This is a genomic window from Sulfitobacter sp. M13, assembly GCF_053474885.1.
The window spans coordinates 3,268,680-3,295,326 of record NZ_CM130281.1 but is presented as its reverse complement, the minus strand read 5'-3'; the positions used below and the strand labels follow the sequence as shown (position 1 = coordinate 3,295,326).

Below are 26,647 nucleotides of genomic sequence, written 5' to 3'. Positions count from 1 at the left end.
GCGCCCTGCCGTCCCATTCTTTGATCGTCCCAGCTCATGCGGAAACGCTTTTTTGCCGTACCAAAAGACAATAGACCGCTCACCCGGTCCCACACAGAAAACCGGCCTGTCGTCCTTCGGACATTTTTACATAGGGCGCGTCTGACGCGTGCGTTGGCGATGAAAATCGCCCAACGTCGCTGCCGAACACACCGTTCGTCGTATACAAAAGACAGGGCAAATGTGCTGGCAGCAGCATCTGCAGACGTCAGGTGGCCTCTAGCAAGGCCATCCAAATTTCCCCGACGGATGTTCGATATCCTAGCAAATATCTCGAACCGTTCGGGCCTGTCCCCCCAAGCGAAGTGAATCGCGTTTGATACTGTTAGCAATCTCGGTTGGACTGTTACAACACATCTTCAAACTTGACTCAGAGATTGGTGCAAAAGAATCTCATTCCCGTGATCCGAGTGCGACACCAAAAAAAAGGCACCGTAAAAACGGTGCCTTTCGGATTTTAATGTTGACGTGGTGTCAGTCGGGCTTAGCCCAGTGCTTTGACCCGCGACGCCAGGCGCGACACTTTGCGCGACGCTGTGTTCTTGTGGAAAACGCCTTTGGTCACACCGCGCATCAGCTCAGGCTGAGCAGCGCGCAGGGCGGCTGTTGCGGCTTCTTTGTCACCGGATTCAATGGCTTCTTCTACTTTACGCAGAAAGGTACGGATGCGCGAACGACGTGCTTTGTTGATTTGAAAACGTGCTTCGTTCTGACGGGCGCGCTTTTTTGCCTGAGGTGTATTTGCCATGAGGATCAGCCTTCATCTTGGGTATGTTCAAATTGCGAATACGCGACACAAACCCAAGGACCGGAACCAATATCCGATAAGGTGATTCTAGCCAGAGCGGGCTGCACGCGCATGTATTGGGGTTGCCTATAGTCCACCCCGACGCGCAATGCAAACCCGCAAAGCTATTTACTTGTCGCGGAACTGTGCTTCGCGCTTTTCTAGGAAGGCGGACATGCCTTCTTTTTGATCTTCCGTTGCAAACAGCGAATGGAAAACGCGGCGTTCAAACAGCAGACCTTCGCGTAGCGGCACTTCGAAGGACCTGTTTACCGCCTCTTTGACCACCATGGTCGAGATCATGGATTTCTCGGCGATCTTTGCCGCGGCTGCCATCGTTTCTTCCATCAGCTTTTTGACCGGAACCACACGTGACACAAGGCCCGCGCGTTCTGCTTCGGCTGCATCCATAAAGCGGCCCGTCAGGTTCATATCCATTGCTTTGGATTTGCCGATCGCACGGGTCAGACGCTGGGTGCCACCAATGCCGGCGACAACGCCCAGATTGATCTCGGGCTGGCCGAACTTGGCGCTTTCCGAACAGATGATAAAGTCACACATCATCGCCAGTTCGCAACCGCCGCCAAGGGCATAGCCCGACACGGCAGCGATGATGGGTTTGCGCACACGCATGATCTGGTCGGTCTCTGGGGTGAAAAGATCACCGGCAAAGACGTCGACAAAGCTTTTGTCGCGCATCATGGCAATATCGGCACCGGCGGCAAAGGCCTTCTCCGAGCCGGTGATCACGATGCAGCGGACTTTTTCGTTTTCCTGAGCCGATTTCAATGCATCGGCCAGCTCTGTCATCAGCTGGTCATTCAATGCGTTCATTGCGTCAGGACGGTTCAGCGTGACAAGCGCGATGTGGTTGTCGACGTCGACCGTGATCGTTTCATAAGCCATCAAAGAATGCTCTCGTTTGTTACGCTTTGAAAGATGTGCATACCACGGGGACGGGGTGTTTCAAGTTATCTTTGGCATTGCGGGCAGTAGAAGGAAGAGCGCCCGGACTGCACGATGCGGGCAATCTGATGGTCGCAGCCTTGGGTGCGGCAGGGCTGCGCCTCGCGCCCGTACACGTCAAAGCTGTGCTGGAAATAGCCCAACTCTCCGTCAGCGCGTTTGAAATCGCGTAAGGTCGATCCACCTGCCGTGATCGCTGCGTTCAGGACGTCGCGGATGATCGGGACCAGCCCGCCAACACGGGCCGCTGATATGCGCCCCGCCTTGCGCGCCGGGTGGATGCCCGCGCGGTAAAGTGTTTCGCAGACATAGATATTCCCCAGCCCCGCCACGATCCGCTGGTCCAGCAGAGCGGTTTTGATCGGGGTGTTCTTGCCTTTCAGCGCGCCAATCAGGTGCGCCTCGTGGAAATCATTGCCAAGCGGCTCTGGCCCGATGGCCGACAGCAGCTTGTGGCTGTCGGCACTGGCCGTATCCAAAAGATCCATCGCGCCAAAACGGCGCGGATCGTTAAATGTCACCCGCGCACCGTTGCCCATATGAAACACAACGTGATCATGTTTTTCGGGGGCGGGGTGGTCATGCACGAATTGCCCCAACGGATCGCCCGAGATCAGCATCCGGCCGGACATTCCCAGATGCACCAGCAGCGATTCTCCCGAGGATAGATCCGCCAGAATGTATTTTGACCGCCTGCGCAGCTGGGTCACCCGTTGTCCTGTCAGCCTTGCGGCCATATCTGGGGGGAAAGGCCAGCGCAAATCGGGGCGGTTCACCTCGGCGCGGGCAATCACCTGACCCTCCATCACGGGGGACAAACCGCGGCGTACTGTTTCGACCTCTGGCAACTCAGGCATGGTTGTTTCCCTTCTGACAAAAGGGCGCATTGTACCTGACCCCTCGCGCCCTATAACAAAGGTGCAGATCAAAGGACTACAAGACCCCATGACAAACGACAGCGACAAAACCACTCATTTCGGATTTGAAACCGTGGCCGAAGGCGACAAGGCCGGACGCGTGCAGGGTGTCTTTAACTCTGTGGCAAGCAAATATGACATCATGAACGACGTGATGAGCGTCGGCATCCACCGCGTCTGGAAAGAAGCGATGATGGATTGGCTGGCCCCGCGTGCAGGACAAAAGCTGCTGGATGTCGCCGGAGGCACGGGAGATGTGTCGTTCAAGTTTCTGGGCCGCGCGGGAACGGGCCATGCCACTGTGCTGGATTTGACCGAACCGATGCTGGTCGCAGGGCGCAAGCGCGCCGAGGCAGCAGCGATGGCGGACAGTCTTGATTGGGTTGTCGGCGATGCGATGGCGTTGCCGTTCGAGGACAACAGCTTTGACGTCTATACCATCAGCTTTGGCATCCGGAACGTAACCCGTCCCCAAGAGGCCCTGAACGAAGCCTACCGCGTGTTGCGGCCCGGCGGGCGTCTCATGGTGCTTGAATTCAGCCAGTTGCCCAATCCGATGATGCAAAAAGCCTATGATCTGTATAGCTTTAACGTCATCCCCCGCATGGGGCAGATGATCGCGAACGACCGTGACAGCTATCAATACCTTGTCGAATCGATCCGCAATTTCCCCGACCAAGAGACCTTTCTAGGTATGCTACGCACCGCGGGCTTCGGGCAGGCGAAATATCGGAACCTGTCGCTGGGCATTGCGGCGCTTCATTCTGGTTGGAAGATTTAAGTCATGCGCGGACCTCACAATATCTGGCGGTTGATCCGCACCGGTGCAACTTTGGAGCGGACCGGCGCGATGAATGTCGTGCTCGACGCTTTTGACGCGACTCCTGCCTTGCGGTTCGTCGCCAAGGCGCTTGGCAAGCCGTTCAAGTTTCTGGGCTATGCTGGCGATCCGGCGATGCCACCCGCCACCCGTGCGCTCACCGCGCTTGGCCCCGCCTACATCAAATTCGGTCAGGTGCTGTCCACGCGCCCCGATGTCGTGGGCGACGAACTGGCGGTGCAGCTGCGCGTATTGCAAGACAAGCTGCCGCCGTTTTCGATCGAACAGGCCAAGGCCGAAGTCGAGAAAGAGTTGGGCCTGCCGGTCAGTGCGATTTTCTCTGAGTTCAGCGAACCTGTCGCCGCCGCCTCTATCGCGCAGGTGCACCGCGCTACCATCGCCGAGACCCAAGAAGACGTGGCCGTAAAAGTGCTCCGCCCCGGTATTGAGAAAGCGTTCCGCAAGGATGTCGATGCCTTCTATCTGGCGGCGCGTATGGTTGAACTCTTCTCTCCCGGATCGCGCCGCCTGCGCCCGATGGAGGTGATCGAGCATTTCGATGGCGTCGTACGGGGCGAGCTGGATTTGCGGCTCGAATCCTCTGCCGCGTCTGAATTTGCCGCGAACACCAAAGGCGACGCAGGGTTCCAACTGCCTGCGATCAAATGGGAATATTCCGCCCGCCGTGTGATGACGCTGGGCTGGGCCGATGGCGTATCCATGGGGGATAACGATGCGATTGACGCCGCGGGTCACGACCGTGTCGCGTTAGGCGATCGCGTATTGCAGCTGTTCCTGAACCACGCGCTACGCGACGGGTATTTCCATGCAGACATGCATCAGGGCAATCTTAAGGTCGCACCGAACGGGGATATCATCGCCTATGATTTCGGCATCATGGGCCACATCGACGAATACACCCGCCGCGTTTATGCCGAGATCCTGTTTGGCTTTATCCGCAAAGATTACAAACGCGTGGCAGAGGTGCACTTCGAAGCGGGCTATGTGCCTGCCGACAAAGACGTCGACGAATTCGCCCGTGCCCTGCGCGCCGTGGGGGAGCCTATTTTCGGTATGGACGCGACCCGCATTTCGATGGCGCGGCTGCTGACCTATCTGTTCGAGGTCACCGAACGCTTCGGGATGGAGACGCGGACCGAGCTGATCTTGCTGCAGCGCACCATGGTGGTCGTCGAAGGGGTCGCCCGCTCGCTCAACCCGCATATCAACATCTGGGAAGTGTCGAACCCTATCGTGACGGATTACATCTCTAAATCCATCGGTCCACGCGCAGTGATCAAAGACCTGAGCAAGACCGCGATGGTGCTCGCACGTTTCGGCCCGCGGTTGCCTGCGCTGGTCGAAAGTGCGTTGATCCGGCAGCAGGAAGAAACGCCGCCGCCCCGTCCGGCCTTCCGGCGGTGGATTATCCTGTCGGCGATTGTGGGCGCAGGGACCGCAACGGGGATTATTGCGGTTTTGCAGGCGCTCAGCTAGCGCCTGCCATTGACAGCAGGGCACACTGCGGCCCATCTATCCGGCATGACGGATAATCCAGACGCTATACTGACGCAACTTCCCGCCCGCCTGAAGGCCGCGCGCACCGCACAGGGTCTGAGCCTTGATGCGGTCGCCAAGCTGTCAGGCGTGTCGCGGTCCATGGTCAGCCAGATCGAGCGCGGCGAAAGCAGCCCTACCATCGCAACCTTGTGGAATCTGACCCGCGCCTTGCAGGTGGATTTTGCAGGTTTGCTGGACAGCGCCCCGAGCCCTGCCCAGATCGAAGTGCTACGGGCCGCAGAGGTGCCAACGATCAATAACCTCGGCTCCGGCTGCCGCATCCGCATCCTCTCGCCACCTGAAGAGGCGGGCAAACACGAAGTCTATGAACTGCTGATTGACGTCGGCGGTATGCTGGACAGCCAGCCCCATACGCGGGGTGCACGCGAACACCTGACAGTCTTGGAAGGCACGGTAGAGCTGCACAGCGGGGAGGCCGTCGGCACAGTCCACGCAGGTGATACAGCGCGCTATCCAGCCGACGTGCCGCACCGGATCGCTGCAACGGATGGTCCTGTACGGGCGTTTCTAGTGGTGCAGGACGCCTAGATCGACATCTTAATCCACAATATAGGAAAAAATCCGCTATAGGGGAATTCCTCTATTTCGGAAATGCATCCATTATGGTAGAACGCCTGTGAAAAGGAGTTTTATCATGACCCAAGCGTATCTAGATCACGTCAACGCCACCCTGTCCGGCATCGCCGCAGACGGTATGATGAAGCAAGAACGCATGATCACCTCGCCGCAATCAGGCGAGATCACGGTGGGCGGGCGTCAGGTCATTAACCTTTGCGCGAACAACTACCTCGGGCTGGCGGACCACCCCGACTTGATTGCCTCTGCCCGCGACGCGATGGACCCCAAGGGGTTTGGCATGGCCTCGGTTCGCTTTATCTGCGGCACGCAGGATATTCACCGCGAGCTTGAACAAAAGCTGGCGGCCTTCCTTGGCAAGGATGATTCCATCCTCTTCGCCGCCTGCTTTGACGCCAACGGTGGGCTGTTCGAGCCGCTTTTCGGACCCGAAGACGCCATTGTGTCGGACAGTCTGAACCACGCGTCGATCATCGACGGCATCCGCCTGTGTAAGGCCAAACGCTACCGCTATGCCAATTCTGACATGGACGACCTTGAAGGGCAGCTGAAGCTCGCCCGCGAGGAAGGCGCGCGGTTTATCATGATCGCAACAGATGGCGTTTTCAGTATGGATGGCTATCTGGCCAAACTGCCTGAAATCACAAAACTGGCCGAGAAATACGAAGCGCTCGTGATGGTCGACGACTGCCACGCGACAGGCTTCATGGGCCCCAAGGGCGAGGGCACGCCCGCACATTTTGGCGTCGATGTTGATATTCTGACGGGCACGTTGGGCAAGGCGCTTGGCGGGGCCATTGGCGGTTATATCGCAGGGCCGCAGCCGGTGATCGATTTGCTGCGCCAACGCGCACGCCCCTATCTTTTTTCGAACTCGCTGCCGCCGTCGATTGTCATGGCGGGGATCAAGGCGCTGGAGCTGGTCGAGCAAGGTGACGACCGCCGCAAGCAACTGTTCGAAAACGCGAAATACTGGCGCGAGGGACTGACCAAACTGGGCTTTGACCTGCTACCTGGCGAACATCCGATTATCCCTGTGATGCTGGGCGAAGCGCAGTTGGCACAAGATATGGCGGCGCGTCTGTTCGAGGAAGGCGTCTATGTTAGCGGATTCTTCTTTCCGGTGGTGCCTCGTGGTCAAGCCCGCATCCGCACCCAGATGAACGCCGCGCTGACACGCGATGAACTGGATCGCGCGCTGGCCGCTTTTGAAGTCGCGGGCAAAGCCTGTGGGGTTCTGTCATGAGCAACCAAATGAAAGCGCTGTGCAAGTCCGAGCCGCGTGAGGGGCTGTGGATGACCCGCGCGCCTGTGCCAGAGATCGGGCCGGATGATGTGCTGATCAAGGTGAACAAAACCGGCATCTGCGGGACCGATATTCATATCTGGAACTGGGACGAATGGGCGCAAAAAACCGTACCTGTCCCGTTGATCACGGGCCATGAATTCGCCGGAGAGATCGTAGAGCTGGGGCGCAATGTCACTGATCTGAGCATCGGTCAGCGGTGCTCGGGCGAGGGGCACCTCATCGGCAAAACCTCACGCCAGTCGCGGTCGGGCAAATTCCACCTTGATCCCGCCACCCGCGGGATCGGCGTCAACGAGCAAGGCGCGTTCGCGCAATACCTACGGCTGCCCGCGTTCAACGTGGTGCCGCTGCCTGATACAATTTCCGATGATATCGGTGCCATCCTCGACCCGCTTGGCAATGCGGTCCACACCGCGCTGAGCTTTGATCTGGTGGGCGAGGATGTGTTGATCACCGGCGCAGGCCCCATCGGCATCATGGCCGCCGCGGTCGCGCGCCATGTCGGTGCCCGCCATGTTGTGATCACGGATGTGAACCCCGCACGCCTTGAACTGGCTGCCAAGGTCGCGGACGTCGTGCCTGTCGATGTGCGTCAAGAAGACCTCGCGGATGTCATCGCGCGTCTCAAGATGAAACAGGGTTTTGACGTCGGGATGGAGATGTCGGGCAATCAGACCGCGCTTGACCAGATGGTCGAGGCGATGACCATGGGCGGGCGGATTGCGATGCTGGGCATTCCGCCCGGAAAATCCCCTGTGGATTGGTCGCGCATCGTGTTCAAGGCGATCACGGTCAAAGGCGTCTATGGCCGCGAGATTTTCGAAACTTGGTACAAAATGATCGCCATGCTAGAAAACGGGCTGGATGTCAGTGCGATCATCACGCACCGCTTTGACGCAGATGATTTCGAAACCGGATTTGCGACGATGAGGTCGGGTGCGTCGGGCAAGGTCGTGCTGGACTGGACCGGCGCGTGATGCATCGTCGGGTCGGCTAAGAAGGGGCGCTGCCCCCGCAGCCTTTGGCTGCTTCCCCGGGATTTAGGTCATTTGGAAGCAGACAAAAAAAGCGCCCCCGATGCCGGGGGCGCTTTGTGTTTCAGGGATAAGGTCGGGTTTAGGCGACTTCGAATTCGAGCTCTTTGACCTGCTTGAATAGGCCTGTATCGCGCAGATCTTTTAGCGCTTTTTCGGGCAGCGGTCCGTCAATGTAGAGCAATGCAATTGCTTCGCCCTTGGCGGTGGAGCGGCCAAGCGTGAAGTTCGCAATGTTGACGTCATGCGCACCAAGGGTCTGCCCCAATGTGCCGATGATACCGGGCACGTCGTCGTTGGTTGTATAGAGCATATGTGCGCCAACTTCGGCTTCGATGTTGATGCCCTTGATCTGGATGAACCGTGGTTTCCCGTCCGAGAATACGGTGCCCGCGATCGAACGTTCCCGTTTTTCAGTAACAACCGTGACCTTCACGTAACCGTCAAACACACCAGATTTATCTTGGTTGGTGGTGCTGATCTGGATGCCTTTTTCCCGTGCGACGACAGGGGCGCTGACCATGTTAACATCTGGGTTGGCACGTTTCATGATGCCCGCCACGACCGCGCAGTTCAGCGCGTTCAGGTTCATCTCCGAGACCTGACCATCATACAGAATGTTGATTGCCTTAACGGCTTCGTCAGTCATCTGGCCAATAAAGGCACCCAAGTGACCGGCCAATGTGATCCATGGGCCCATGACCTTTGCCTCTTCGGCGGTGACCGAAGGCATGTTCAACGCGTTGGTGACCGCACCGGTCAGCAAGTAGTCAGACATTTGTTCGGCGACTTGAAGGGCAACGTTTTCCTGCGCCTCGGTTGTCGCCGCGCCAAGGTGGGGCGTGCACACGACGTTAGGCAGGCCGAACAGCGGGTTCTCGGTCGCGGGCTCTTCTTTGAAGACGTCAAAGGCTGCGCCGGCAACATGGCCGGATTTCAGCGCTTCTGCCAATGCTTCTTCGTCAACAAGGCCACCGCGGGCGCAGTTGATGATCCGCACACCTTTTTTCGTCTTCGCCAGCGCCTCTTTCGACAAAATGTTGGCGGTTTGGTCGGTATAGGGCACGTGCAATGTGATGAAATCGGCGCGGGCCAGCAGGTCGTCCAACTCGACTTTCTCGACGCCCATCTTCTGTGCCTTTTCTTCGCTCAGGAAGGGGTCATAGGCGGCAACTTTCATCTTGAGCCCACGCGCGCGGTCGCAAACGATACCACCGATGTTACCTGCGCCAATCACGCCAAGGGTCTTTCCTGTCAGTTCAACACCCATGAACTTGGACTTTTCCCATTTGCCCGCGTGCGTGGAGGCCGACGCTTCGGGGATTTGCCGGGCGACGGCGAACATCATTGCAATCGCATGTTCAGCAGTGGTAATCATGTTGCCGAAGGGGGTGTTCATCACGATGATACCCTTTTTCGAGGCCGCATCCTTGTCGATGTTGTCCGTCCCGATGCCGGCCCGCGCGATTACCTTCAAGTTGGTAGCGTTTGCGAGAATCTTGTCAGTTACCTTCGTAGCGGACCGGATCGCGAGCCCGTCATAGTCGCCGATCACGGCGGCGAGCTTATCTTTGTCTTTGCCGAGGTCGGGTTGGAAATCGACGTCAATGCCACGGTCTTTAAAGATTTGAACTGCGGCGTCCGAGAGTTTGTCGGAAATAAGCACTTTGGGGGCCATGAGTGGCGCTCCTTTTTTGAATAAAATGGGGGCGTGGGCTAACCACCCGCCCAACAAAAATGCTAGGCGGGGAGCCGCAAATTAGGCGTTGATTTCAGCTTCGAAAGCCCATTCAAGCCAGGGTAACATCGCCTGGATGTCAGAGGCTTCGACGGTGCCGCCGCACCAGATGCGCAGACCGGCAGGAGCATCGCGATAAGCTCCGACGTCCAATGCTACATCCTCGTCAGCCAGACGTTTGGCCACAGCTTTTGCGAAGGCTGCGCCGTCTTTGATCCGGTCGTCATTGAACTTCAGGCATACTGATGTGTTCGACCGTGTCGCCGGATCAACCGCCAAGAAATCGATCCAATCGTGTGTTTCCACAAATCCTGTGATGGCTGCCGTATTGGCATCGGCACGCGCGATCAGACCTTTCAGTCCACCCACGGATTTCGCCCAATCCAAGGCCAGCAGATAATCTTCAACGCAGAGCATGGAAGGCGTGTTGATTGTCTCGCCTTTGAAAATACCTTCGATCAGCTTGCCACCTTTGGTCAGGCGGAAAATCTTAGGAAGTGGCCATGCAGGCGTATAGTTTTCAAGCCGTTCGACAGCCCGAGGGCTGAGGATCAGCATCCCGTGCGCGGCTTCGCCACCCAGAACTTTCTGCCAGCTGAATGTTGTCACATCCAGTTTGTCCCAGGGCAAATCCATTGCGAAAGCAGCGGACGTTGCATCGCACAAGGTCAATCCCTTGCGGTCGGATGGGATGACATCGCCGGTTGGAACGCGCACGCCAGAGGTGGTCCCATTCCAAGTGAAGCATACATCATGATCATAGTTCAACGCCGACATATCGACAATTTGACCGTAATCAGCTGTATGTACCGTGTGCTCGATCTTGAGCTGTTTTACGGCATCCGTAACCCAGCCCGCGCCAAATGATTCCCATGCGACCATTTCTGCAGGGCGCTCGCCAAGCAGCGACCACATCGCCATTTCATACGCACCGGTGTCGGAAGCGGGAACGATGCCAATTCTATAGTCAGCAGGTACGCCTAGAATTTCACGGGTGGTTTCAATTGCTTCAAGCAATTTTGCCTTGCCGGGCGCTGCGCGGTGGCTGCGTCCCAATGGCGCGCTCGCAAGCTTCGCCAGGTCATAAGCAGGGGGTTTGGCACACGGGCCAGAAGAAAAACGCGGATTCGTAGGCCGCGAGGTCGGTGTCGTAATAGCCATTTAGCTACCCTTTCAGATAAGCGCCCTTCGTTGGGGAAGGGTGTCCCACTGACTTGGATACGCGGCGATCAGGGTCGCTACAAGTCCTCAAATATCGCCAGTTTGACGCAAATGCAGGATAAATGGACGATGAAGGTGTCTTTGTTTCCGATAGGCGGCGCCCCCCGGGCTGTTTAGCGGCCGAATTAATCAAGTGTTCATTCCCTTGTGTCAAACCGAGGGGAGCTATGATTCCCTTGTTGAAAGACGTATGACCAAACCGCCCTTGCGCCATATCCTAATCGTCGTTGAAAACCTGCCCGTCCCGCTTGACCGGCGGGTCTGGCTGGAAGCAACAACGTTGGTCAAGGCCGGGTACCAGGTTTCGATCATTTCGCCCACGGGGCAGGGATGGATCGAGGCATTCGAAATTCGGGAAGGCGTGCGCATTTACCGGTATCCCGCTGTTTTAGAGGGTAGTGGGGGGGCTGTTTCCTACGTGAAAGAGTATTCCAGCGCACTTTTGCACTGGTTCCGCTTGGCGCGAAAAATTTGGCGAGAAAACCCTTTTCAGGCAATTCACGGCTGTAACCCTCCGGACCTGATCTGCCTGCTGGCGCTGTGGTTTCGACGCAAAGGCGTGGCATACGTCTTTGACCAACACGACGTGTGCCCTGAACTATATATCGTGAAGTTTCAGAAGCGGGGAATTGGCTATTGGCTCATGCGTCGATTGGAACGGCTCAGCTACCGCATCGCATCGATCGTCATCTCGCCAAATGTCAGCTTTCACAACATTGCCGTCGGGCGAGGGCGCAAGAATACGGAGGATATCTTTGTCGTCCGGTCGGCCCCCGACCTCGCGGATTTTAAGCCGGAGCCAGGGACCAAATCCCATCAAAACCTTGCAAAAACACAGCTTGGCTATGTGGGCGTAATCGGACAGCAAGAGGGCATGGAGCACATGGTTTCGGCAGCCCATCATCTTGTCACCGTATTGGGCGAAACCGATATTCACTTCCTAATTATCGGTTTTGGGCCGTCGCTGGCCGAGATGAAGCAGCAGATCACTAAGCTTAAGCTTGAAGATTACTTTACGTTTACGGGTGCCTTATACGGGCCTGCGCTAGTCGGCGCGTTGAATGTCATCGATATTGGCCTCGCACCTGACCCGCACAATGCAATGAACGATATTTCGACCATGAATAAGGTGGTCGAATATATGGCGCTGGGCAAACCCGTAGTGCAATTTGATTTGACTGAAGGGCGGCGAACCGCAGGGGGGGCATCGCTGTACGCAGAAAATAATGATCCAGTGATTTTTGCGCAGTGTATCAAAACCCTTGTCAGCGATCCGGCACGCAGGCGTGAAATGGGCCAAATTGGCAAAGATAGGGTGGCTTGCTCATTGGCATGGTCATTCTCTGAACCGCAATTGCTTGCTGCATATGCGCATTTGGCAGCTAAGCGAGAGGGTGAAGGTCGGACCATAGCGCCGTAGGTGCTCCTCCCTAAAATGTTTTTCAGATCTGCGTAGCATCGAAGAATTGCCAACAGTCTCTGTTTTCCTGACAGCGTGTCTCGTTCGAGCGGCGGTGAACCGTTCTTTCTACGTAATAGCTCAAATTGAATAGTTATTCTTAACTCAGCAGTAAGCCTGCCCTCATACGCTCTGATGCATCGACTTTTCCATGGCCCACGCCGACGAAGGAGTTTCGGATGTATCAAACTACTATACTTCAAAAACAGCGTGATCTTCATATGCAAACCAGGCCGCACCTATATGTGCGGTCGGACCTATATCGCCGCTACGGAAAACGCTGCTTTGACCTTTTTTTATGTATGCTGCTGTTCCCGATCGCTTTTGCTATGATCGCGTTCCTGGCGTGCTTAGTCGCGGGATCTGGGCTTGATCCATTCTTTACGCAGGAACGTGTCGGCAGAAATGGGCGGATCTTTCGCATGTGGAAGCTGCGCACCATGCGGCCTCACGACCCAGACTTCCTTAGCGATTATTTGGCGAAAAATCCCGCGGCGCAATCTGAATGGCTGCGTAGTCACAAACTGTGCCTTGATCCCAGAGTGACGCAACTGGGGCGCTTCTTGCGCTGTACATCGCTGGATGAACTTCCTCAAATTTTGAACGTGCTCAGCGGCGATATGAGTCTGGTTGGCCCGCGACCCATGCTGGTGTCTCAACAAGTGTTGTATCGTGGAAAAAGCTATTACCGTCTGCGACCGGGGATCAGTGGGAACTGGCAGGTTTCCTCACGAAATAGATCAAAATTTGTGGACCGCGCTCGTTTTGACGAGCAGTATTTTGCATCACTCTCAATGAAACAAGACTTACGAATACTAAAAGCAACAGCGGGCGTGGTATTTCGCGCAACGGGATGCTGACGATGGCGCAGGCCGGCGCAGCGTCTTTGGCGAGCTCTCCGGCCACGCTAACCGTGGTCATAATCAGCTTTAATACGCGCATCATGACGTTGAAGGCGCTCGAAACGTTGTACCAACATACCCACACAACGCGTTTTGACTGCGTCGTCTTGGATAACGCGTCTTCAGATGGTTCTGCGGATGCAATTGCTTCTGCGTTTCCGAAGGTACAGCTGATTCGAGCGCCGCAGAACCTTGGCTTTGCGCGTGGCAATAACTTGGCTGCGCTAGATTGCGCATCTGACTACGTGCTTTTGCTCAACCCCGATACAGAATTGCAGGACGAGGCGATTGATCGCCTCATCGACTTTGCGCGACTTTATCCGAAGGCCGGCATCTGGGGCGGCCGGACTGTTTTTGCGAACGGCGCGTTGAACATCGCGTCATGCTGGGCGCGGCCCACATTGGCAAGCCTGTTCTTCAAGGCGACGGGGTTTAGCACAGCTTTGACGAAGAACAGGTTTTTTAACCCTGAAGCTTATGGTGGCTGGGCGCGCGACACCGTGCGGCAGGTGGACATCGTCGTCGGATGCTTCATGCTGATTGAAACTTCGCTTTGGCACCGGCTGGGCGGGTTCAGCACCAAGTATTTCATGTATGGCGAGGATGCCGATCTGTGTCTGCGCGCGCGGGCCTTCGGGTACCACCCGATGATCACACCAAGCGCGCAGATCGTACATCATGTTGGAGCCTCCACATCGCGCACAGAGGCAAAGGCCATTGCAGTCATGACATCGCGCGCATCATTGATCCGCGATCACTGGCCCAAATCGCAAAGGGGCGCGGGGATCTTCTTCATGTGGCTTTGGTCTGCGACGCGGTATCTGGCCACGCGGCCCTTAATAGCGTCGAACAGGGCCGACAGGCGGGCGCGGGCAGCGCATTGGGCGGCGGTTTGGACCGCGCGGAACCTTTGGTTGCAGGGGTATGATTAGGCATAGCGCTGTAAAAGGTCCTTCGCCCACAGCCGTACTGAAAAGCGTTCGACATCATGGGTATGTACCTTTGAAAAACACCCCAAACAGGCGGATGTCACAGAGAAGGTAGATCGGTGCGAATAGATGAGATGATCGCAGCGCGACAGCTGCCACATGTCGATCAAGGCATTCTCTGCTTCGCGTTGCTGATCGCAGGTTGTATCTGGCCCGTGCAGGCGATGGCCCGAAGGGTCCAGTCGTTTCGGGTGGGTCATTACCTTGTCGAATTCGCATGTCAGACGTTGCTCGATCTGCGCGTTGTCCGTGGCGAGAAAGATGGTCGCATCCGGCTGGCATTGTTTTAGCCGTCGCAACGTCGCCAACACGGGTCGAAGCGGGATTTTACGATCCGTAAATCTGATGTGCACGCCGATGCTGGGCCTCTTTGTTGTGGGGCGCATCTGCGACAGCGCCCTGCGCACCCGCGCGTTGGGGGTAAAGTAGCGCCCGAGGTAGTCGGCCAGAATTTCACGCTCCCCCCTGTTGGCAAAGCGAGGGTCACGGCGCAAGTGATGCTGCATGCGTGCCAGCTTGGGCAGGTAGGACCAGTAGACTGCTGTTTCCTGTGGGTGGTCTAGCCGCTTTAAGTCAACACATAGCCTGCGATACCCCCAGGGGTTTGAATGGGATTGGGGCATATAGGCGTCGATCATATCTTGCGGTTGGCGATGCAGTTTGCCGGTCCAGATTGCGGGGCATATGTCTGTATGGTCTTCAACGTTTTCACCCGTGATCGGGGATTGAAACAGAAGTGGATAGGCGTTTTCGCCAAGCGGAGCATAGCAGCCATCGCGCCAGTCGATCACGGGTGTGCGCCCCGATAAGTCAGCGTAAACCAAGCCCGAAACTGCAGACAGTATGCGGTTCCCCAACCCGCCTTTGCCTTTGATAACCAATGTTTTTGTTGTCATCCGTCGATACGCACCCTCCGTATGTCGCTTTGCAGTGAAGATCGGGCCTATCCATTTCGAAATCGTTAAATGCCCCGCGGAAAAACCGCTTATTGTGGACAAGATGAATTAAATTCGACTTCACAGCTTGACCTTCCATTGACTGGAAGCCCTATCTGAGGGGCAAGACACCCTGAGGAGACAGAGAATGGGCGATGTAGTTGCGATCAATTTTGAGATAAGCGGCATGAATTGCGCCTCTTGCGTGGGGCGGGTCGAGGCGGCGCTAGGCCGTGTCGATGGTGTGCAGGACGCGCGCGTTAACCTTGCCTCTGAAACGGCAGCATTGCAGGTGACATCGGGGTTTGACCCCAAGGCTGTTGTTGCTGCACTGGACACCGCGGGGTACCCTGCCACCGTGCAAACACGGCGCTATGCCATCGAAAACATGTCCTGCGCGTCCTGCGTCGGCCGGGTCGAACGCGCCTTGGCTGCGGTGCCCGGCGTTGTCGACGTCTCTGTCAATCTGGCCCGCGAAGAAGCCGTGGTACACACATTGACCGCGGACGCGGACACCGCAATTGTGCAGTCGGCGCAAGTCGCCGGCTACCCTGCCACCCCCGTCAAAGACGCCTCGATGACGTCACCGCCCGACCGCAAGATGGAAGAAGCCGCGCATCTGAAACGCATGACGCTTTTGGCCGCAGCGCTGACCTTGCCGGTGTTTGTGCTGGAAATGGGCGGGCATATGATCCCCGCGTTTCATCATTGGGTGATGACCACACTTGGCCAGCAGCTCAGCTGGTCGATCCAGTTCGTTCTGACCACCATCGTGCTGGCGTGGCCCGGGCGGCGCTTCTTTGTCACCGGTGTTCCAGCGCTGTTAAAACGCACGCCTGACATGAATTCGCTGGTCTTTCTGGGTGCCACAGCGGCTTGGGGCTTTTCGACCGTCGCGTTGTTTGCGCCGCAGGTGCTGCCCGCTGGTGCACAGGCTGTCTATTTCGAGGCCGCAGCGATGATTGTCACGTTGATCCTGCTGGGGCGCACGCTTGAAGCACGCGCCAAGGGCCAGACAGGCCAAGCCATTCGAAAACTGATCGGTCTGCGCCCTAAAACCGCGCGGGTAGAGCGTGACGGGCAGGTGGCCGAGATAGAGATTGACGAGATTGTCGTCGGGGATCTGATCCATGTGCGTCCGGGTGAAAAGATTGCGGTGGACGGGACCGTCACCAGCGGCACGTCGTTTGTGGACGAAAGCATGATCACTGGCGAACCTATACCGGTCGAAAAAGAAGCTGATACAAACGTTGTCGGCGGGACGGTAAACGGCACTGGCGCTTTAGTCTACCGCGCGACCCATGTGGGTGCGGATACGACCTTGTCGCAAATCGTTCGCATGGTCGAAGATGCCCAAGGCGCGAAGCTGCCCGTTCAGGATATGGTCAACCGAATCACCATGTGGTTCGTCCCCGCGGTCATGGCGATTGCGGCAGCGACTTTCCTTATTTGGCTGACCGTCGGGCCGCAGCCATCGTTGGGGTTCGCGCTGGTGGCCAGTGTTGCGGTGCTGATTATTGCCTGCCCTTGTGCGATGGGGCTGGCAACGCCGACCTCTATCATGGTCGGCACGGGACGAGGTGCCGAGCTGGGCGTGCTGTTTCGCAAGGGGGATGCGCTGCAGACCTTGGCAGAGGTGGATACCATCGCGCTCGACAAGACAGGGACGCTGACCGCCGGACGCCCGGAGGTGACCGATCTGGACGTCTTCAACGGTTGGACCCGGTCCGATGCCTTGCGTCTTGTCGCCTCTGTCGAGGCCAAGTCAGAGCACCCGATCGCCACAGCGATCATCCGCCATGCCGAGGCAGAGGGGCTGTCGCTGGCGCAGGTCACATCCTTTACGTCCCAGACGGGCCACGGCGTTCGTGCCGAGGTCGAAGGCCATAGCGTGCTGGTCGGGGCGGACAGGTTTATGACCCTCGAAGGGGTCTCTCTTGCGGCAGCAGAGGGGCGGTCGGCCGCATGGGGTGCCGACGGCAAGACGCCGCTGTTCGCCGCTGTTGACGGGGAACTGGTCGCGATGATCGGGGTCGCCGACCCGATCAAAGAGACAACGCCCAAAGCGCTCAAGGCGTTGCACGACGCGGGGCTGAAAATCGCTATGATCACCGGTGACAACAAGGCAACGGCACAGGCAATCGCGCGCACATTGGGGATCGACACTGTGGTCGCCGAAGTCCTGCCCGAGGGCAAAGTCGCAGCGCTTCAGAAGCTGCAAGAGGCAGGGCACAAGGTCGCCTTTGTCGGGGATGGCATCAATGACGCGCCCGCGCTGGCCGGTGTCGACGTGGGCATTGCCATTGGCACCGGCACCGATGTCGCGATTGAAGCAGCCGACGTGGTGCTGATGTCGGGCGATCTGCAAGGTGTGGTCAACGCGCTGCACATCAGCCAGCACACAATGCGCAATATCCGTCAGAACCTGTTCTGGGCCTTTGGATATAACGTGCTGCTGATCCCTGTCGCTGCAGGCATTCTGTATCCGCTGTTCGGTGTGCTGTTGTCGCCGGTGCTTGCCGCTGCTGCGATGGCACTCTCAAGCGTGTTTGTCCTGTTTAACGCGCTGCGCCTGCGGTGGGTCGCCGCGGCTGCAACGGCCTCATGAAAGCAAAGGAAACGTCTATGAACATCGGTGACGTGTCAAAACGCGCGGGCCTGCCTGCCAAGACCATTCGCTATTACGAAGACATCGGGCTGATCACACCAGCGCGGGACACCAACGGCTATCGCAGCTTTTGTGACAGTGACGTGCATAAGCTGACCTTTCTGGCGCGCGCGCGCACCTTGGGGTTTACGATTGAAAACTGTCGCGACCTGCTGGCGCTTTGGGACAATCAGGACCGCGCGAGCGCGGATGTCCGTGCCATCGCACAGCAACATCTGGCGCAGATCGAAAGCAAGATCGCGGACTTGCAGGATATTCGTCACACGTTGACGCATCTGGTGCATGAATGCGCCGGCGACGATCGCCCCGATTGCCCGATCTTGCAGCGGCTCGAAGAGCTTTAGCCAAAGCCTCTAGCGGCGCAGCAGGTAGATATCCATGATCCACCCATGCGCCGCGCGGGCCTCTGCGCGTGTCGCTATGATCCGGTCGCGGACCTGATCCAGCGGCCCCGCGATGCGCCGCTCATTGGGCATCCCGGCATAAGCGGTCCACCAGATGTGGAAACCGCCGTCCTGTGGCAGCACCTCGAACGCGCAGGTCCCGTCAAGCATGACGGCGATGGTATCGACGCCCTCGGGCCAGCCGTGATCGCGCAGCTGCCGTCCGGTAGTGATCATGACGGGGTTGCCGATGGTGTTCAGCGCGATCGCATGGCCCGCCGTCAATACCTGCAGCGATGTGATGCCGGGCACGACATCGACGCTAAGCGGCACCACCTTTTGCAAACGCTCTGCAATGCGCAGCGTGCTGTCATACAACGACGGATCGCCCCACACCAGAAAACCCACGCGCCCACCTTGGGGCAGTGCGCGCTGCATTTCGGCCAGCCAGACCTGCGCAATGGCATCGTGCCAATCGTGCACGCCGGCCTGATAGTCGGGGTTGTCCGCGTCGCGTTTTGGCAGCGTGAATTCATGAATATCCGGCCCGCCCGCGTGCAGCACCTGCGCGCAAATCTCGTGGCGTAGACCGGCCAGATCATCCTTGCCCGCGCCCTTGGACGGGATCAGGATCACATCACAGGCATTCAGCGCGTCGATGGCCTGCAAGGTAAGGTGTTTGGGGTTGCCGGACCCGATGCCGATCAGTGAAAGCGTAAACATCTTATGGCTCCGGAAGTGTGACGCGACCCGAAGGGAAGGGGCCGCGTCTGGTCTTGGGTTATTCAGCGGCGGATTGGGTCAGACGCTTGGTGAACACTGCGCTGCCTGCAACATCACGCAGGGTCTTGGCTGCGGCGAGCACGGCCAGATCGACCAGCGGCTCGATCAGGATGACCATCATATACGCCCCGCCAAAGCTGACGACAGCGGCGATGTTGCTCGCGGCAAAACCCTGACCATAGATCGCCCAGAACGCAACCCAGCCCACAACGCCCGCCTGAAACGCTGTCGACAGCTTCAGCGCTTGGACATAGGTCAGGTCAACATAGGCGGTGTTGGGCGCGATGATCCGTTTGGCCAGCGCCGATACCATGAACAGCGGCACCAGCAGCGTGGTGACGTTCATTGTGTATTGCGGCAGATCGATGGGGGCAAAGAACATGCCCTGCGCCAGCAGACCTAGCGCCAGACCGGCAGCAGCAGGGGCCACGCCGAACAGCAAAAACAGGGTCGATCCAAGGATCAGGTGCACTTCGCTCACGCCCACGGGGAAATGCGGGAAGAGTTGAAAAAAGACAAAGGTCAACGCGGTGGCAACGATGGCCCCGCCGGCAAAAGGCACGACGCCTTTTTCACGGACAGAGTCCATCGCGGTTTTCGCGGTATACGCCGCAGCACCGGCGGCGGTGCCATAGGACAGGACCAGCTTTGCGCCGGTCACGACTTCGGGTTCGATATGCATGTTCAGGTCTCCTTGCCGTCTTTCCCGACGGCATGATGTGAAAGCCGCCCCGAAAGGCAGCCAGTTGGATCGGGGATCATCCCCTTGACGGCAGGTCTCCTGACTTTGTGCGTCCATGCGCGCCGCGCCTTCCCAGGCTGATTGGCCCAGTGGCAATGCGGGTTGCTCTTCACTTACAGGTGCGGGGGCAGTTCCGGATTAGGCACCTTTGCGTTGGCACCGCACCGTATTCCCTTTTCACCCCGTTTGCCCAAAAGCGCACGGGGAACCGTCCAGATTAGGTGGTCATTTTCAGGCCGGTTTTGTCAAGCGGTCTATTCGCTCAGCGGTCCGTATAGGATGAGAGCAGGCGCTGACGTTGCGGGATCCAGCGGCAGATTGGCAAGGCTTTCAACAGTGTGCCGGCTCAGCTTTTGATCGGGGGTCGATACCGCCTCGGCCAGCAGGGCAGGGGTCGATCCGGGCAGACCCGCCTCGATCAACCGCGCGGCGAAACCGGCAAAGGTGCGGCGGCCCATATAGACGACCGTGGTTGCTGTGGGGTCGGCCAGCGCCGCCATGTTCAGATCGTCCGGCAAAGCCCCCGATTCCCCGTGGCCGGTGATGAACTGCACGCGCCGCGCGGTCAGCCGCCGCGTCAGCGGGATCATCGCCGCCGCCGCCGCAGAAGATGCCGCCGTCACACCGGGGATGATTTCAAAGGCGACACCCGCCTCTTTCAGCGCGGTGAGCTCTTCCTCAAGCCGTCCAAACACGCCCGCGTCGCCGCTTTTGAGCCGCACAACCCGCGCGCCGGTCAGCGCATGTTCGACCAGCAGGCGGCTGACATGGTCCTGTTTCGGCGACTGGCGGCCCGCGCGTTTGCCAACCCCGATCAAGTCCGCCTCGACCGAGACATGTTCAAGGATCGGACCCGCCGACAGATCGTCGAACAGCACGACTTCGGCCTCTTGCAACCGCTTCACCGCCTTGACGGTCAGCAGCTCGGGGTCACCGGGACCAGAGGAAACGAAAGACACAAAACCCGTCATGATGCCCCCGCGATCAGGTGAAAGAACGTACCCGTGGCATGGCCGCGCCGCGATCCGGTTTCAGGCACTTCGGCACCATTGGCATCGACCACTCGCGCCAGCGGTGTATCGGGCTGCGACAGGATGGTGGAATAGTGGAACTCATGACCGCGCAACCGTGCACCTGCGTCATATCCGGGGCCGGGTTCGTTCAGGGTGGCCAGCCGGTAGCCCAAATGCATCTTGCGTTTTTCATAGCTGGTTTCCAGGCCCAGAAGCCCTGCCATTTGATGCCGCACGCCTTCCTTGTCGACCAATCCGGCCCCCATCGCCATATACCCCCCGCATTCCCCATGCACGGGACGCGTCGTGGCAAACTGTTGCAAGCCGTCGCGGAACTGCGCGGCAGCGGCAAGACGACCCGCGTGCAATTCAGGGTAGCCGCCGGGCAGCCAGCAGATGTCGGCGCTGTCATCAGGCGCTTCGTCAGCCAGCGGCGAGAACGGCAGAACCTGCGCGCCCGCAGCCTTCCAGTGATCCAGAAGATGCGGATAGATAAACGAGAACGCGGCATCCCGGGCCAAGGCGATCCGTTGACCGGGGGGCGGGGGCAACACGTCTGGCCCGTCGGGAATACTGCGCCCCTCGGCGACAGAAACGATCAGATCAAGGTCGATATGCTCGGCAATAAAATCGCCCGCGGCATCGAGCAGCTTCATCAGCTCTGGCTGTTCTTCGGCCTGCACGAGGCCGAGGTGGCGTTCCGGCAGCGCGACCGATCCCTGACGGGGCAGCGCGCCCAGAACAGGCATGCCGACCTGCTCCATCCCCAAGCGCAGCAGCGCCTCGTGGCGGGGGCTGGCGACCTTGTTCAGCACCACACCCGCGACATGCACATCAGGCCGCATCGTCTTGAACCCAAGCGCGGTGGCCGCAGCCGATTGCGCCTGACCCGATACATCCAGCAGCAAGACCACCGGCCATCCCGTCATGGCAGAGATATCCGCGCTCGCCCCGTTAGAGGTCTCCCCCGGTTGCGCCACACCATCGAACAGCCCCATCGACCCTTCGATCAACGCCAGATCTCCGCCATGCGCGGTGCCGATCAGGTTGCACAGCACGCCCGAGCCCATGGCCCAGCTGTCGATATTATACGACGACCGCCCGCACGCCGCACGGTGGAAGCCGGGGTCGATATAATCCGGCCCGCTTTTGAACGGGCGCACGTCAACACCGCGACGGCTGAGCGCATTTAGCAGGCCCAGCATCAACGTGGTCTTGCCCGTGCCCGACGCCGGAGCCGAAATCATCAGGCCCTTTGGCAGTTGCGTTGTCTCTATCATTCTGTGCCCTCGGGAAAGCGTGGCTCTGTGCCCACGGGGCGGAAACGGCGGTCATAATCGCCGGCATACAGACAGCTTTCGCGGAACTCCTCTGCCGTCAAGGCGCGGCCCACAAGGATCAGCGCCGTGCGCCCGCGTTCGCCGTCGGTGGCGTCGATCACGGTGCCCAAAGTTGCCCGCACCACCTTTTGGTCTGGCCAGCTTGCGCGCCAGACGATGGCGACAGGGCAGTCCTCTCCGTAGTGGGGGGACAGCCGCGCGACCACATCGTCCAGCACATGTACCGACAGGTGGATCGCCAGCGTCGCGCCCGTGGCTGCGAAATTCTCAAGCGTTTCGCCTTCGGGCATGGCCGACGCCCGCCCCGAGGTGCGCGTCAACACCAGTGATTGTGCGACACCGGGCAGCGTCAATTCAGTGCCCAACGCGGCGGCAGCAGCGGCAAAGGCAGGCACGCCGGGGGTGATGTCGTAATTGATATCCAAGTCGCGCAACCGGCGCAGCTGTTCGCCCATGGCAGACCACACCGAAAGATCGCCCGAATGCAACCGCGCAACGTCGTGACCGGCATCATCGGCGGTTTTGATCTCTGCCATGATATCATCCAACGACAGCGACGCCGTGTTCACAATTTTCGCGTCGGCTGGGCAGTACGCCAACAGTTCTGACGGGACCAGTGATCCGGCATAAAGGCAGACAGGACAGGCCGCGATCAGGTCGCGCCCCCGCAGGGTCAGCAGATCAGGGGCACCAGGGCCCGCGCCGATAAAGTGAACAGTCATGGGGCAATTCCTTCCGCGATAGCTGCGGTGGCCATGCCATTGGGGCTGGTCACACGCAAGGTCGTCAATTTGGCACCGCGACCGGCGACGCGCAATGCGGCGGCCTCGGCAAGTGATCCTGTCCCGAACCGCGCCTGAATGCGCGGCGAAACGGTACGTGTCGGGATATCCGCAATATCGGCTTCCGACAGTTCTATCAGCGGCAACCCCATACTGTCGGCAAAGCGTCGCAGCGCCGGTGTCACCTTGATCGCCAGCGTCGCCAGCGTGTCCGGCGTGCGCCGCGTCAGCGCCAGTGCAGCGTGTACATCCGCCTCGGTCGCGTTTGCCCGCATCCCTATGCCTGCAACGATCATCGGGTCACGCTCCATTGCAGTTGCGGGCGGCTTGGCTGCCAGCCCTGCATCGTCCCCAAGGGCGCGGCCTGCGCCAGATCGATCCGCAGCAATTGCCCGCCGTGCATCCCGTGCCAGCGGATGAGCAAGGCTTGCGTCTCAAGGGCGACGGCATTGGCCACCAGCCGCGTGCCCGGCGTGATCCTGTCCCAGATCGCCTGCAACACATCCTCGGTCGCGCCGCCTCCCAGAAAGACAGCAGCGGGCAGGGGCAGATCGGCCAGCGCATCGGGGGCCGTGCCATGCACGCAGCGCATCCGGTCCGCCAGACCAAACCGGCGGTTGTTCTCGATGATATTTTCGCACCGGCTTTCGCGCGGCTCTATGGCGATAGACTGCGCAGCAGGAGCGGCGAGACACCATTCAACAGAGACAGAGCCGGACCCCGCCCCCACATCCCACAACAGCTCTCGCGCACGTGGCGCAAGGGCGGCCAGTGTCAGCGCGCGCATCGGCGATTTGGTAATCTGGCTGTCGTGGGCAAAAAGCCCCTCGGGCCGACCCGGTGCGTGGCTTAATCCTGCGCCACCCGACACCGCGATCGCCACCACCACAGGGGCGGCGATGCCGCCCAAGTCAAACGTCGCGGCATCGGCCTCGCGCAGAACTTCGCGCGGACCGCCAAGCGCTTCCATCACCGTCAGGCGGGACGCGCCCAAACCCTGCGCGGTTAAATACTCAGCCAGCGCCGCAGGGGCAGCACCGTCGCGCAGCGTGCAGATCAACCGCGCGCCTTCGGCCAGATGGGGCAGCAACACCTCGAACGGGGCAGCGTGCAGGCCCATGGTCGTGACCTCCTCCAACCGCCAACCAAGCCGCGCGGCGGCGAGCGTCATGCAGGACGGCGCGGGAAAACAGCGCCATTCCGACGGGTCCAGAACCTGCGCCAGCGTACCGCCCACGCCGTGCCAGAACGGATCGCCCGAGGCCAGCACGACAACAGCGCTCCCGCGATGCTCTAGCACCGGCTCCACGCTGAACGGCAGCGGCCATTCACGCCCCCGCGCGCCTGCGTCGCATAAGCTGAGATGCCGCGGCCCGCCAAAGATCAGCTCCGCCTCGGCCAGCGCCTTTCGGCTTGCATCCGTCAACGCCCCAAGGCCATCTTCGCCCAGACCAATCAGGGTCACCCACGCAGCAACAGGATCACCCATGACGCGCACCCTCATTCTTGGCGGCACGACAGAGGCATCCAGCCTCGCGCGCGCTATGGCCCAACGTGGCGATGATGCGCTGTTCAGCTATGCCGGACGCACGGCGGCCCCCGTGGTGCAGCCGTTGCCCACCCGCGTTGGTGGCTTTGGTGGCGTGACCGGATTGCTCGATTTCATCGCGCAAGATAACATCACCCGCATAATCGACGCGACCCATCCTTTCGCCGCACAGATGAGCCGCAACGCCCATGCCGCCTGCACGCAGGCCGGTATCCCGCTGGCCGCGTTTGAGCGTGCCCCGTGGCGCGAGACCGCTGCCGACACCTGGACCCACCTGCCCGATATCGAAGCCGCCGCCGCATCCCTGCCGCAGACCCCGACGCGGGTCTTTCTGGCCATCGGCAAGCAGGCGTTGCCCGTCTTTGCCGACCATCCCCAACACCACTATCTGCTGCGGCTGGTGGACCAGCCCGACGCGCCGCTGCCCCTGCCGCACACGACCGTAACTCTCGCCCGAGGGCCGTTCGACGTGGCCGGAGACATCGCCCTGCTGCGCGACCACGGGACCGAGCTGATCATCGCCAAGAACGCCGGCGGCACGGGGGCAGAGGCCAAGCTCATCGCCGCGCGCGAACTGGGGCTGCGCGTGCTGATGATCCAGCGCCCCGCAGTGCCAGCCCGCACGAGCTTTGCGCAGCTCGACGATATCTTGGCGTGGCTCGATCATTCGGCAGACCGTGGCGTGTAAATATGCAACCCGATGCGGCGGGTATCGGCGTTGCCCACGATCACAACCGTGCGCATATCGGCCATCTCTGGCGTCGCTTCGGCCAGCGTGACGGTGCGCAAGGTCTCGTCGGGATGGCTCACGTTACGCGCGAAAGAGATCAAGGTCTCTGGCCCGCAGGCCTCGCGCAAAATCTCTAGGGCAGTGGCGAACTGATGCGGACGCGAGGCCGAGCGCGGGTTGTAGAACGCCATGGCAAAGCCCGCTTCGCCTGCCAGCCGCAACCGCTTTTCGATCAGTGACCAAGGCTTCAGGTTATCTGACAGGTTGATCGCGCAGAAATCATGCCCGAGCGGTGCCCCAAGTCGTGCCGCCGCCGCCAGCATCGCGGTGATGCCGGGCAGGATGCGAATGTCGGTCGCCAGCCAGTCCTTCGGACCTTTCTCCAGCGCCTCGAACAGGGCAGAGGCCATGGCAAACACCCCCGGATCGCCCGAAGAGACCACCACCACACGGTGCCCCGCCGCCGCCATCTCAAGCGCATGGGCGGCGCGGTCCAGCTCTACACGGTTGTCGCTTTCATGCCGGGTCAGCCCGTCCCGCGGCGTGATCCGGCGCACATACGGGATATAGCCGACGATATCGGTCGCTTCGTCCACGGTGGCACGCACCTCGGGTGTTACCAGCGCCTCGTCACCGGGGCCAAGGCCAACGACGCGGACCCAACCGGTCATGGGCGGCGCCCCTGTCCATGCACAATCGCGATCGAGAAATAGGGCACTTCGGCGGGGACATCCGTCAGCTTTTGCACCGTCTGGCCCGCCATCGTGCCTTTTTCCACCAGCCACGCGTCCTGCAAACGGCCCGCCTTGGTCAACGCGCGTTTAAGTTTGTCGAGGTTGCGTCCGATCTTCATCACGACCAGCGCATCGGTGTTGGCGGCACGTGTGGCCAGCTCATCCTCGCACAGCGTCGCCATCAGCACCGTCAGCACATCATCGCCCCAAGTGATCGGATGCCCCGTGGCCGTCCAGCAGCCCGACATGCCGGTGATACCAGGCACGATTTCGACCTCGGCGCGGCCCTGAAGGCGGCTGTGCAGATGCATGAACGACCCGTAAAAAAACGGATCCCCTTCGCACAGCACGATCACATCTTCGGTCTGCGCGAGGTCGGTCAAACGGTCAGCCCAATCGTCGTAGAAGGCCGACAGCAGACGGTTGTATTCGGGATCGCTGAAATGGATTTCCGTGGTGACGGGATACTCCATCGCGTGTTCCACCGCCGTCTCTGCCATGATGCCGTCCACGATGGTGCGGGCCTGCCCGCGCCGCCCGGGTTTGCGGAAAAACGCGACGTGATGCGCGCCGGTCAGCAAACGGTGCGCTTTGACGCTCATCAATTCGGGGTCGCCGGGGCCAAGCCCGATGCAAATGACCTTGCCCAT

Annotated in this window: 26 protein-coding genes and 1 riboswitch; of the genes, 11 read left to right on the top strand and 15 right to left on the bottom strand. The window is 59.5% G+C overall.

What is annotated here, in order from left to right:
• Positions 1 to 523: 523 nt before the first annotated feature.
• The 3 genes from rpsT to mutM all read right to left on the bottom strand — a co-directional run bounded on the left by rpsT (position 524) and on the right by mutM (position 2,649).
• Positions 524 to 787, bottom strand: a complete 264-nt coding sequence (gene rpsT / locus ACVBAU_RS15950; RefSeq protein WP_093734394.1) for a 30S ribosomal protein S20 — start codon at positions 785 to 787, stop codon at positions 524 to 526.
• A gap of 168 nt (positions 788 to 955) precedes the next feature.
• Positions 956 to 1,732 (bottom strand): enoyl-CoA hydratase, encoded by a 777-nt coding sequence (locus tag ACVBAU_RS15945; RefSeq protein ID WP_093734393.1) that lies wholly within the window; start codon positions 1,730 to 1,732, stop codon positions 956 to 958.
• A gap of 65 nt (positions 1,733 to 1,797) precedes the next feature.
• Positions 1,798 to 2,649, bottom strand: coding sequence for a bifunctional DNA-formamidopyrimidine glycosylase/DNA-(apurinic or apyrimidinic site) lyase (gene mutM, locus ACVBAU_RS15940; protein WP_448327154.1), 852 nt, complete (start codon positions 2,647 to 2,649; stop codon positions 1,798 to 1,800).
• 88 nt (positions 2,650 to 2,737) lie between these two features.
• Here mutM and ubiE point away from each other — a divergent pair, with 88 nt between their 5' ends.
• From ubiE to tdh, 5 genes are all read left to right on the top strand, one after another.
• Complete coding sequence (gene ubiE / locus ACVBAU_RS15935; protein ID WP_138924947.1) at positions 2,738 to 3,490, top strand: bifunctional demethylmenaquinone methyltransferase/2-methoxy-6-polyprenyl-1,4-benzoquinol methylase UbiE; 753 nt, start codon at positions 2,738 to 2,740, stop codon at positions 3,488 to 3,490.
• 3 nt (positions 3,491 to 3,493) lie between these two features.
• On the top strand, positions 3,494 to 5,026 hold the full coding sequence (ubiB, locus tag ACVBAU_RS15930) for a 2-polyprenylphenol 6-hydroxylase (protein ID WP_138924948.1): 1,533 nt from the start codon (positions 3,494 to 3,496) through the stop codon (positions 5,024 to 5,026).
• 45 nt (positions 5,027 to 5,071) lie between these two features.
• Positions 5,072 to 5,638, top strand: a complete 567-nt coding sequence (locus ACVBAU_RS15925) for a helix-turn-helix domain-containing protein (RefSeq protein ID WP_138924949.1) — start codon at positions 5,072 to 5,074, stop codon at positions 5,636 to 5,638.
• Between the two features lie 106 nt (positions 5,639 to 5,744).
• Complete coding sequence (locus tag ACVBAU_RS15920) at positions 5,745 to 6,932, top strand: glycine C-acetyltransferase (RefSeq protein ID WP_093734388.1); 1,188 nt, start codon at positions 5,745 to 5,747, stop codon at positions 6,930 to 6,932.
• Complete coding sequence (tdh, locus tag ACVBAU_RS15915; protein WP_138924951.1) at positions 6,929 to 7,972, top strand: L-threonine 3-dehydrogenase; 1,044 nt, start codon at positions 6,929 to 6,931, stop codon at positions 7,970 to 7,972. Before ACVBAU_RS15920 ends, tdh begins: the two co-directional genes overlap by 4 nt.
• Before the next feature lie 139 nt (positions 7,973 to 8,111).
• Here tdh and serA read toward each other — a convergent pair whose 3' ends face one another.
• Positions 8,112 to 9,707: a phosphoglycerate dehydrogenase gene (serA, locus tag ACVBAU_RS15910; protein WP_448327151.1), complete on the bottom strand. Its 1,596-nt coding sequence runs from the start codon at positions 9,705 to 9,707 to the stop codon at positions 8,112 to 8,114.
• A gap of 81 nt (positions 9,708 to 9,788) precedes the next feature.
• A complete protein-coding gene (locus tag ACVBAU_RS15905; RefSeq protein WP_448327150.1) occupies positions 9,789 to 10,928 on the bottom strand; it encodes a phosphoserine transaminase in 1,140 nt (379 codons plus the stop codon).
• 250 nt (positions 10,929 to 11,178) lie between these two features.
• Here ACVBAU_RS15905 and ACVBAU_RS15900 point away from each other — a divergent pair, with 250 nt between their 5' ends.
• The 3 genes from ACVBAU_RS15900 (at position 11,179) to ACVBAU_RS15890 (ending at position 14,281) form a co-directional block, all read left to right on the top strand.
• Complete coding sequence (locus ACVBAU_RS15900) at positions 11,179 to 12,408, top strand: glycosyltransferase family 4 protein (protein WP_448327148.1); 1,230 nt, start codon at positions 11,179 to 11,181, stop codon at positions 12,406 to 12,408.
• Between the two features lie 218 nt (positions 12,409 to 12,626).
• On the top strand, positions 12,627 to 13,307 hold the full coding sequence (locus ACVBAU_RS15895; RefSeq protein ID WP_448327146.1) for a sugar transferase: 681 nt from the start codon (positions 12,627 to 12,629) through the stop codon (positions 13,305 to 13,307).
• Positions 13,308 to 13,309: 2 nt separating this feature from the next.
• On the top strand, positions 13,310 to 14,281 hold the full coding sequence (locus ACVBAU_RS15890; RefSeq protein ID WP_448327144.1) for a glycosyltransferase family 2 protein: 972 nt from the start codon (positions 13,310 to 13,312) through the stop codon (positions 14,279 to 14,281).
• Here ACVBAU_RS15890 and ACVBAU_RS15885 read toward each other — a convergent pair.
• Positions 14,278 to 15,234 carry a NodZ family protein gene (locus ACVBAU_RS15885; RefSeq protein ID WP_448327142.1) on the bottom strand — a complete coding sequence of 319 codons (957 nt, stop codon included), beginning with the start codon at positions 15,232 to 15,234 and terminating at the stop codon, positions 14,278 to 14,280. The genes ACVBAU_RS15890 and ACVBAU_RS15885 overlap by 4 nt on opposite strands.
• A gap of 187 nt (positions 15,235 to 15,421) precedes the next feature.
• On the opposite strand from ACVBAU_RS15885, the gene ACVBAU_RS15880 reads away from it, so the two are divergent.
• Positions 15,422 to 17,881, top strand: coding sequence for a heavy metal translocating P-type ATPase (locus tag ACVBAU_RS15880; RefSeq protein ID WP_448327140.1), 2,460 nt, complete (start codon positions 15,422 to 15,424; stop codon positions 17,879 to 17,881).
• A 17-nt stretch (positions 17,882 to 17,898) separates the two neighbouring features.
• Positions 17,899 to 18,285 carry a Cu(I)-responsive transcriptional regulator gene (cueR, locus tag ACVBAU_RS15875; protein WP_138924957.1) on the top strand — a complete coding sequence of 129 codons (387 nt, stop codon included), beginning with the start codon at positions 17,899 to 17,901 and terminating at the stop codon, positions 18,283 to 18,285.
• A gap of 9 nt (positions 18,286 to 18,294) precedes the next feature.
• On the opposite strand, the gene cobF is transcribed toward cueR, so the two are convergent.
• The 7 genes from cobF to cbiE form a co-directional block, all read right to left on the bottom strand.
• Complete coding sequence (cobF, locus tag ACVBAU_RS15870; protein ID WP_138924958.1) at positions 18,295 to 19,047, bottom strand: precorrin-6A synthase (deacetylating); 753 nt, start codon at positions 19,045 to 19,047, stop codon at positions 18,295 to 18,297.
• A 58-nt stretch (positions 19,048 to 19,105) separates the two neighbouring features.
• Positions 19,106 to 19,789: an energy-coupling factor ABC transporter permease gene (locus tag ACVBAU_RS15865; protein WP_138924959.1), complete on the bottom strand. Its 684-nt coding sequence runs from the start codon at positions 19,787 to 19,789 to the stop codon at positions 19,106 to 19,108.
• Positions 19,790 to 19,861: 72 nt separating this feature from the next.
• A riboswitch (cobalamin riboswitch) is annotated at positions 19,862 to 20,077 on the bottom strand.
• A 26-nt stretch (positions 20,078 to 20,103) separates the two neighbouring features.
• Complete coding sequence (gene cobA, locus ACVBAU_RS15860) at positions 20,104 to 20,820, bottom strand: uroporphyrinogen-III C-methyltransferase (protein WP_335744514.1); 717 nt, start codon at positions 20,818 to 20,820, stop codon at positions 20,104 to 20,106.
• A complete protein-coding gene (locus ACVBAU_RS15855) occupies positions 20,817 to 22,142 on the bottom strand; it encodes a cobyrinate a,c-diamide synthase (protein ID WP_448327138.1) in 1,326 nt (441 codons plus the stop codon). The genes cobA and ACVBAU_RS15855 overlap by 4 nt, the downstream gene beginning before the upstream one ends.
• A complete protein-coding gene (gene cobM / locus ACVBAU_RS15850; RefSeq protein WP_138924962.1) occupies positions 22,139 to 22,924 on the bottom strand; it encodes a precorrin-4 C(11)-methyltransferase in 786 nt (261 codons plus the stop codon). Before cobM ends, ACVBAU_RS15855 begins: the two co-directional genes overlap by 4 nt.
• The gene (locus ACVBAU_RS15845; RefSeq protein ID WP_335744544.1) at positions 22,921 to 23,280 is read right to left on the bottom strand and encodes a cobalamin biosynthesis protein; all 360 of its coding nucleotides are present in this window, start codon (positions 23,278 to 23,280) and stop codon (positions 22,921 to 22,923) included. The genes cobM and ACVBAU_RS15845 overlap by 4 nt, the downstream gene beginning before the upstream one ends.
• A complete protein-coding gene (gene cbiE / locus ACVBAU_RS15840; protein ID WP_448327136.1) occupies positions 23,277 to 24,473 on the bottom strand; it encodes a precorrin-6y C5,15-methyltransferase (decarboxylating) subunit CbiE in 1,197 nt (398 codons plus the stop codon). The genes ACVBAU_RS15845 and cbiE overlap by 4 nt, the downstream gene beginning before the upstream one ends.
• On the opposite strand from cbiE, the gene ACVBAU_RS15835 reads away from it, so the two are divergent.
• Positions 24,472 to 25,221 carry a cobalt-precorrin-6A reductase gene (locus tag ACVBAU_RS15835; protein WP_448327134.1) on the top strand — a complete coding sequence of 250 codons (750 nt, stop codon included), beginning with the start codon at positions 24,472 to 24,474 and terminating at the stop codon, positions 25,219 to 25,221. The genes cbiE and ACVBAU_RS15835 overlap by 2 nt on opposite strands.
• Here the strand turns inward: ACVBAU_RS15835 and cobJ are convergent.
• Both cobJ and ACVBAU_RS15825 read right to left on the bottom strand, forming a co-directional pair.
• The gene (gene cobJ / locus ACVBAU_RS15830; protein ID WP_448327132.1) at positions 25,197 to 25,934 is read right to left on the bottom strand and encodes a precorrin-3B C(17)-methyltransferase; all 738 of its coding nucleotides are present in this window, start codon (positions 25,932 to 25,934) and stop codon (positions 25,197 to 25,199) included. The two genes, ACVBAU_RS15835 and cobJ, sit on opposite strands and share 25 nt — an antisense overlap.
• A complete protein-coding gene (locus tag ACVBAU_RS15825; RefSeq protein ID WP_448327130.1) occupies positions 25,931 to 26,647 on the bottom strand; it encodes a precorrin-2 C(20)-methyltransferase in 717 nt (238 codons plus the stop codon). The genes cobJ and ACVBAU_RS15825 overlap by 4 nt, the downstream gene beginning before the upstream one ends.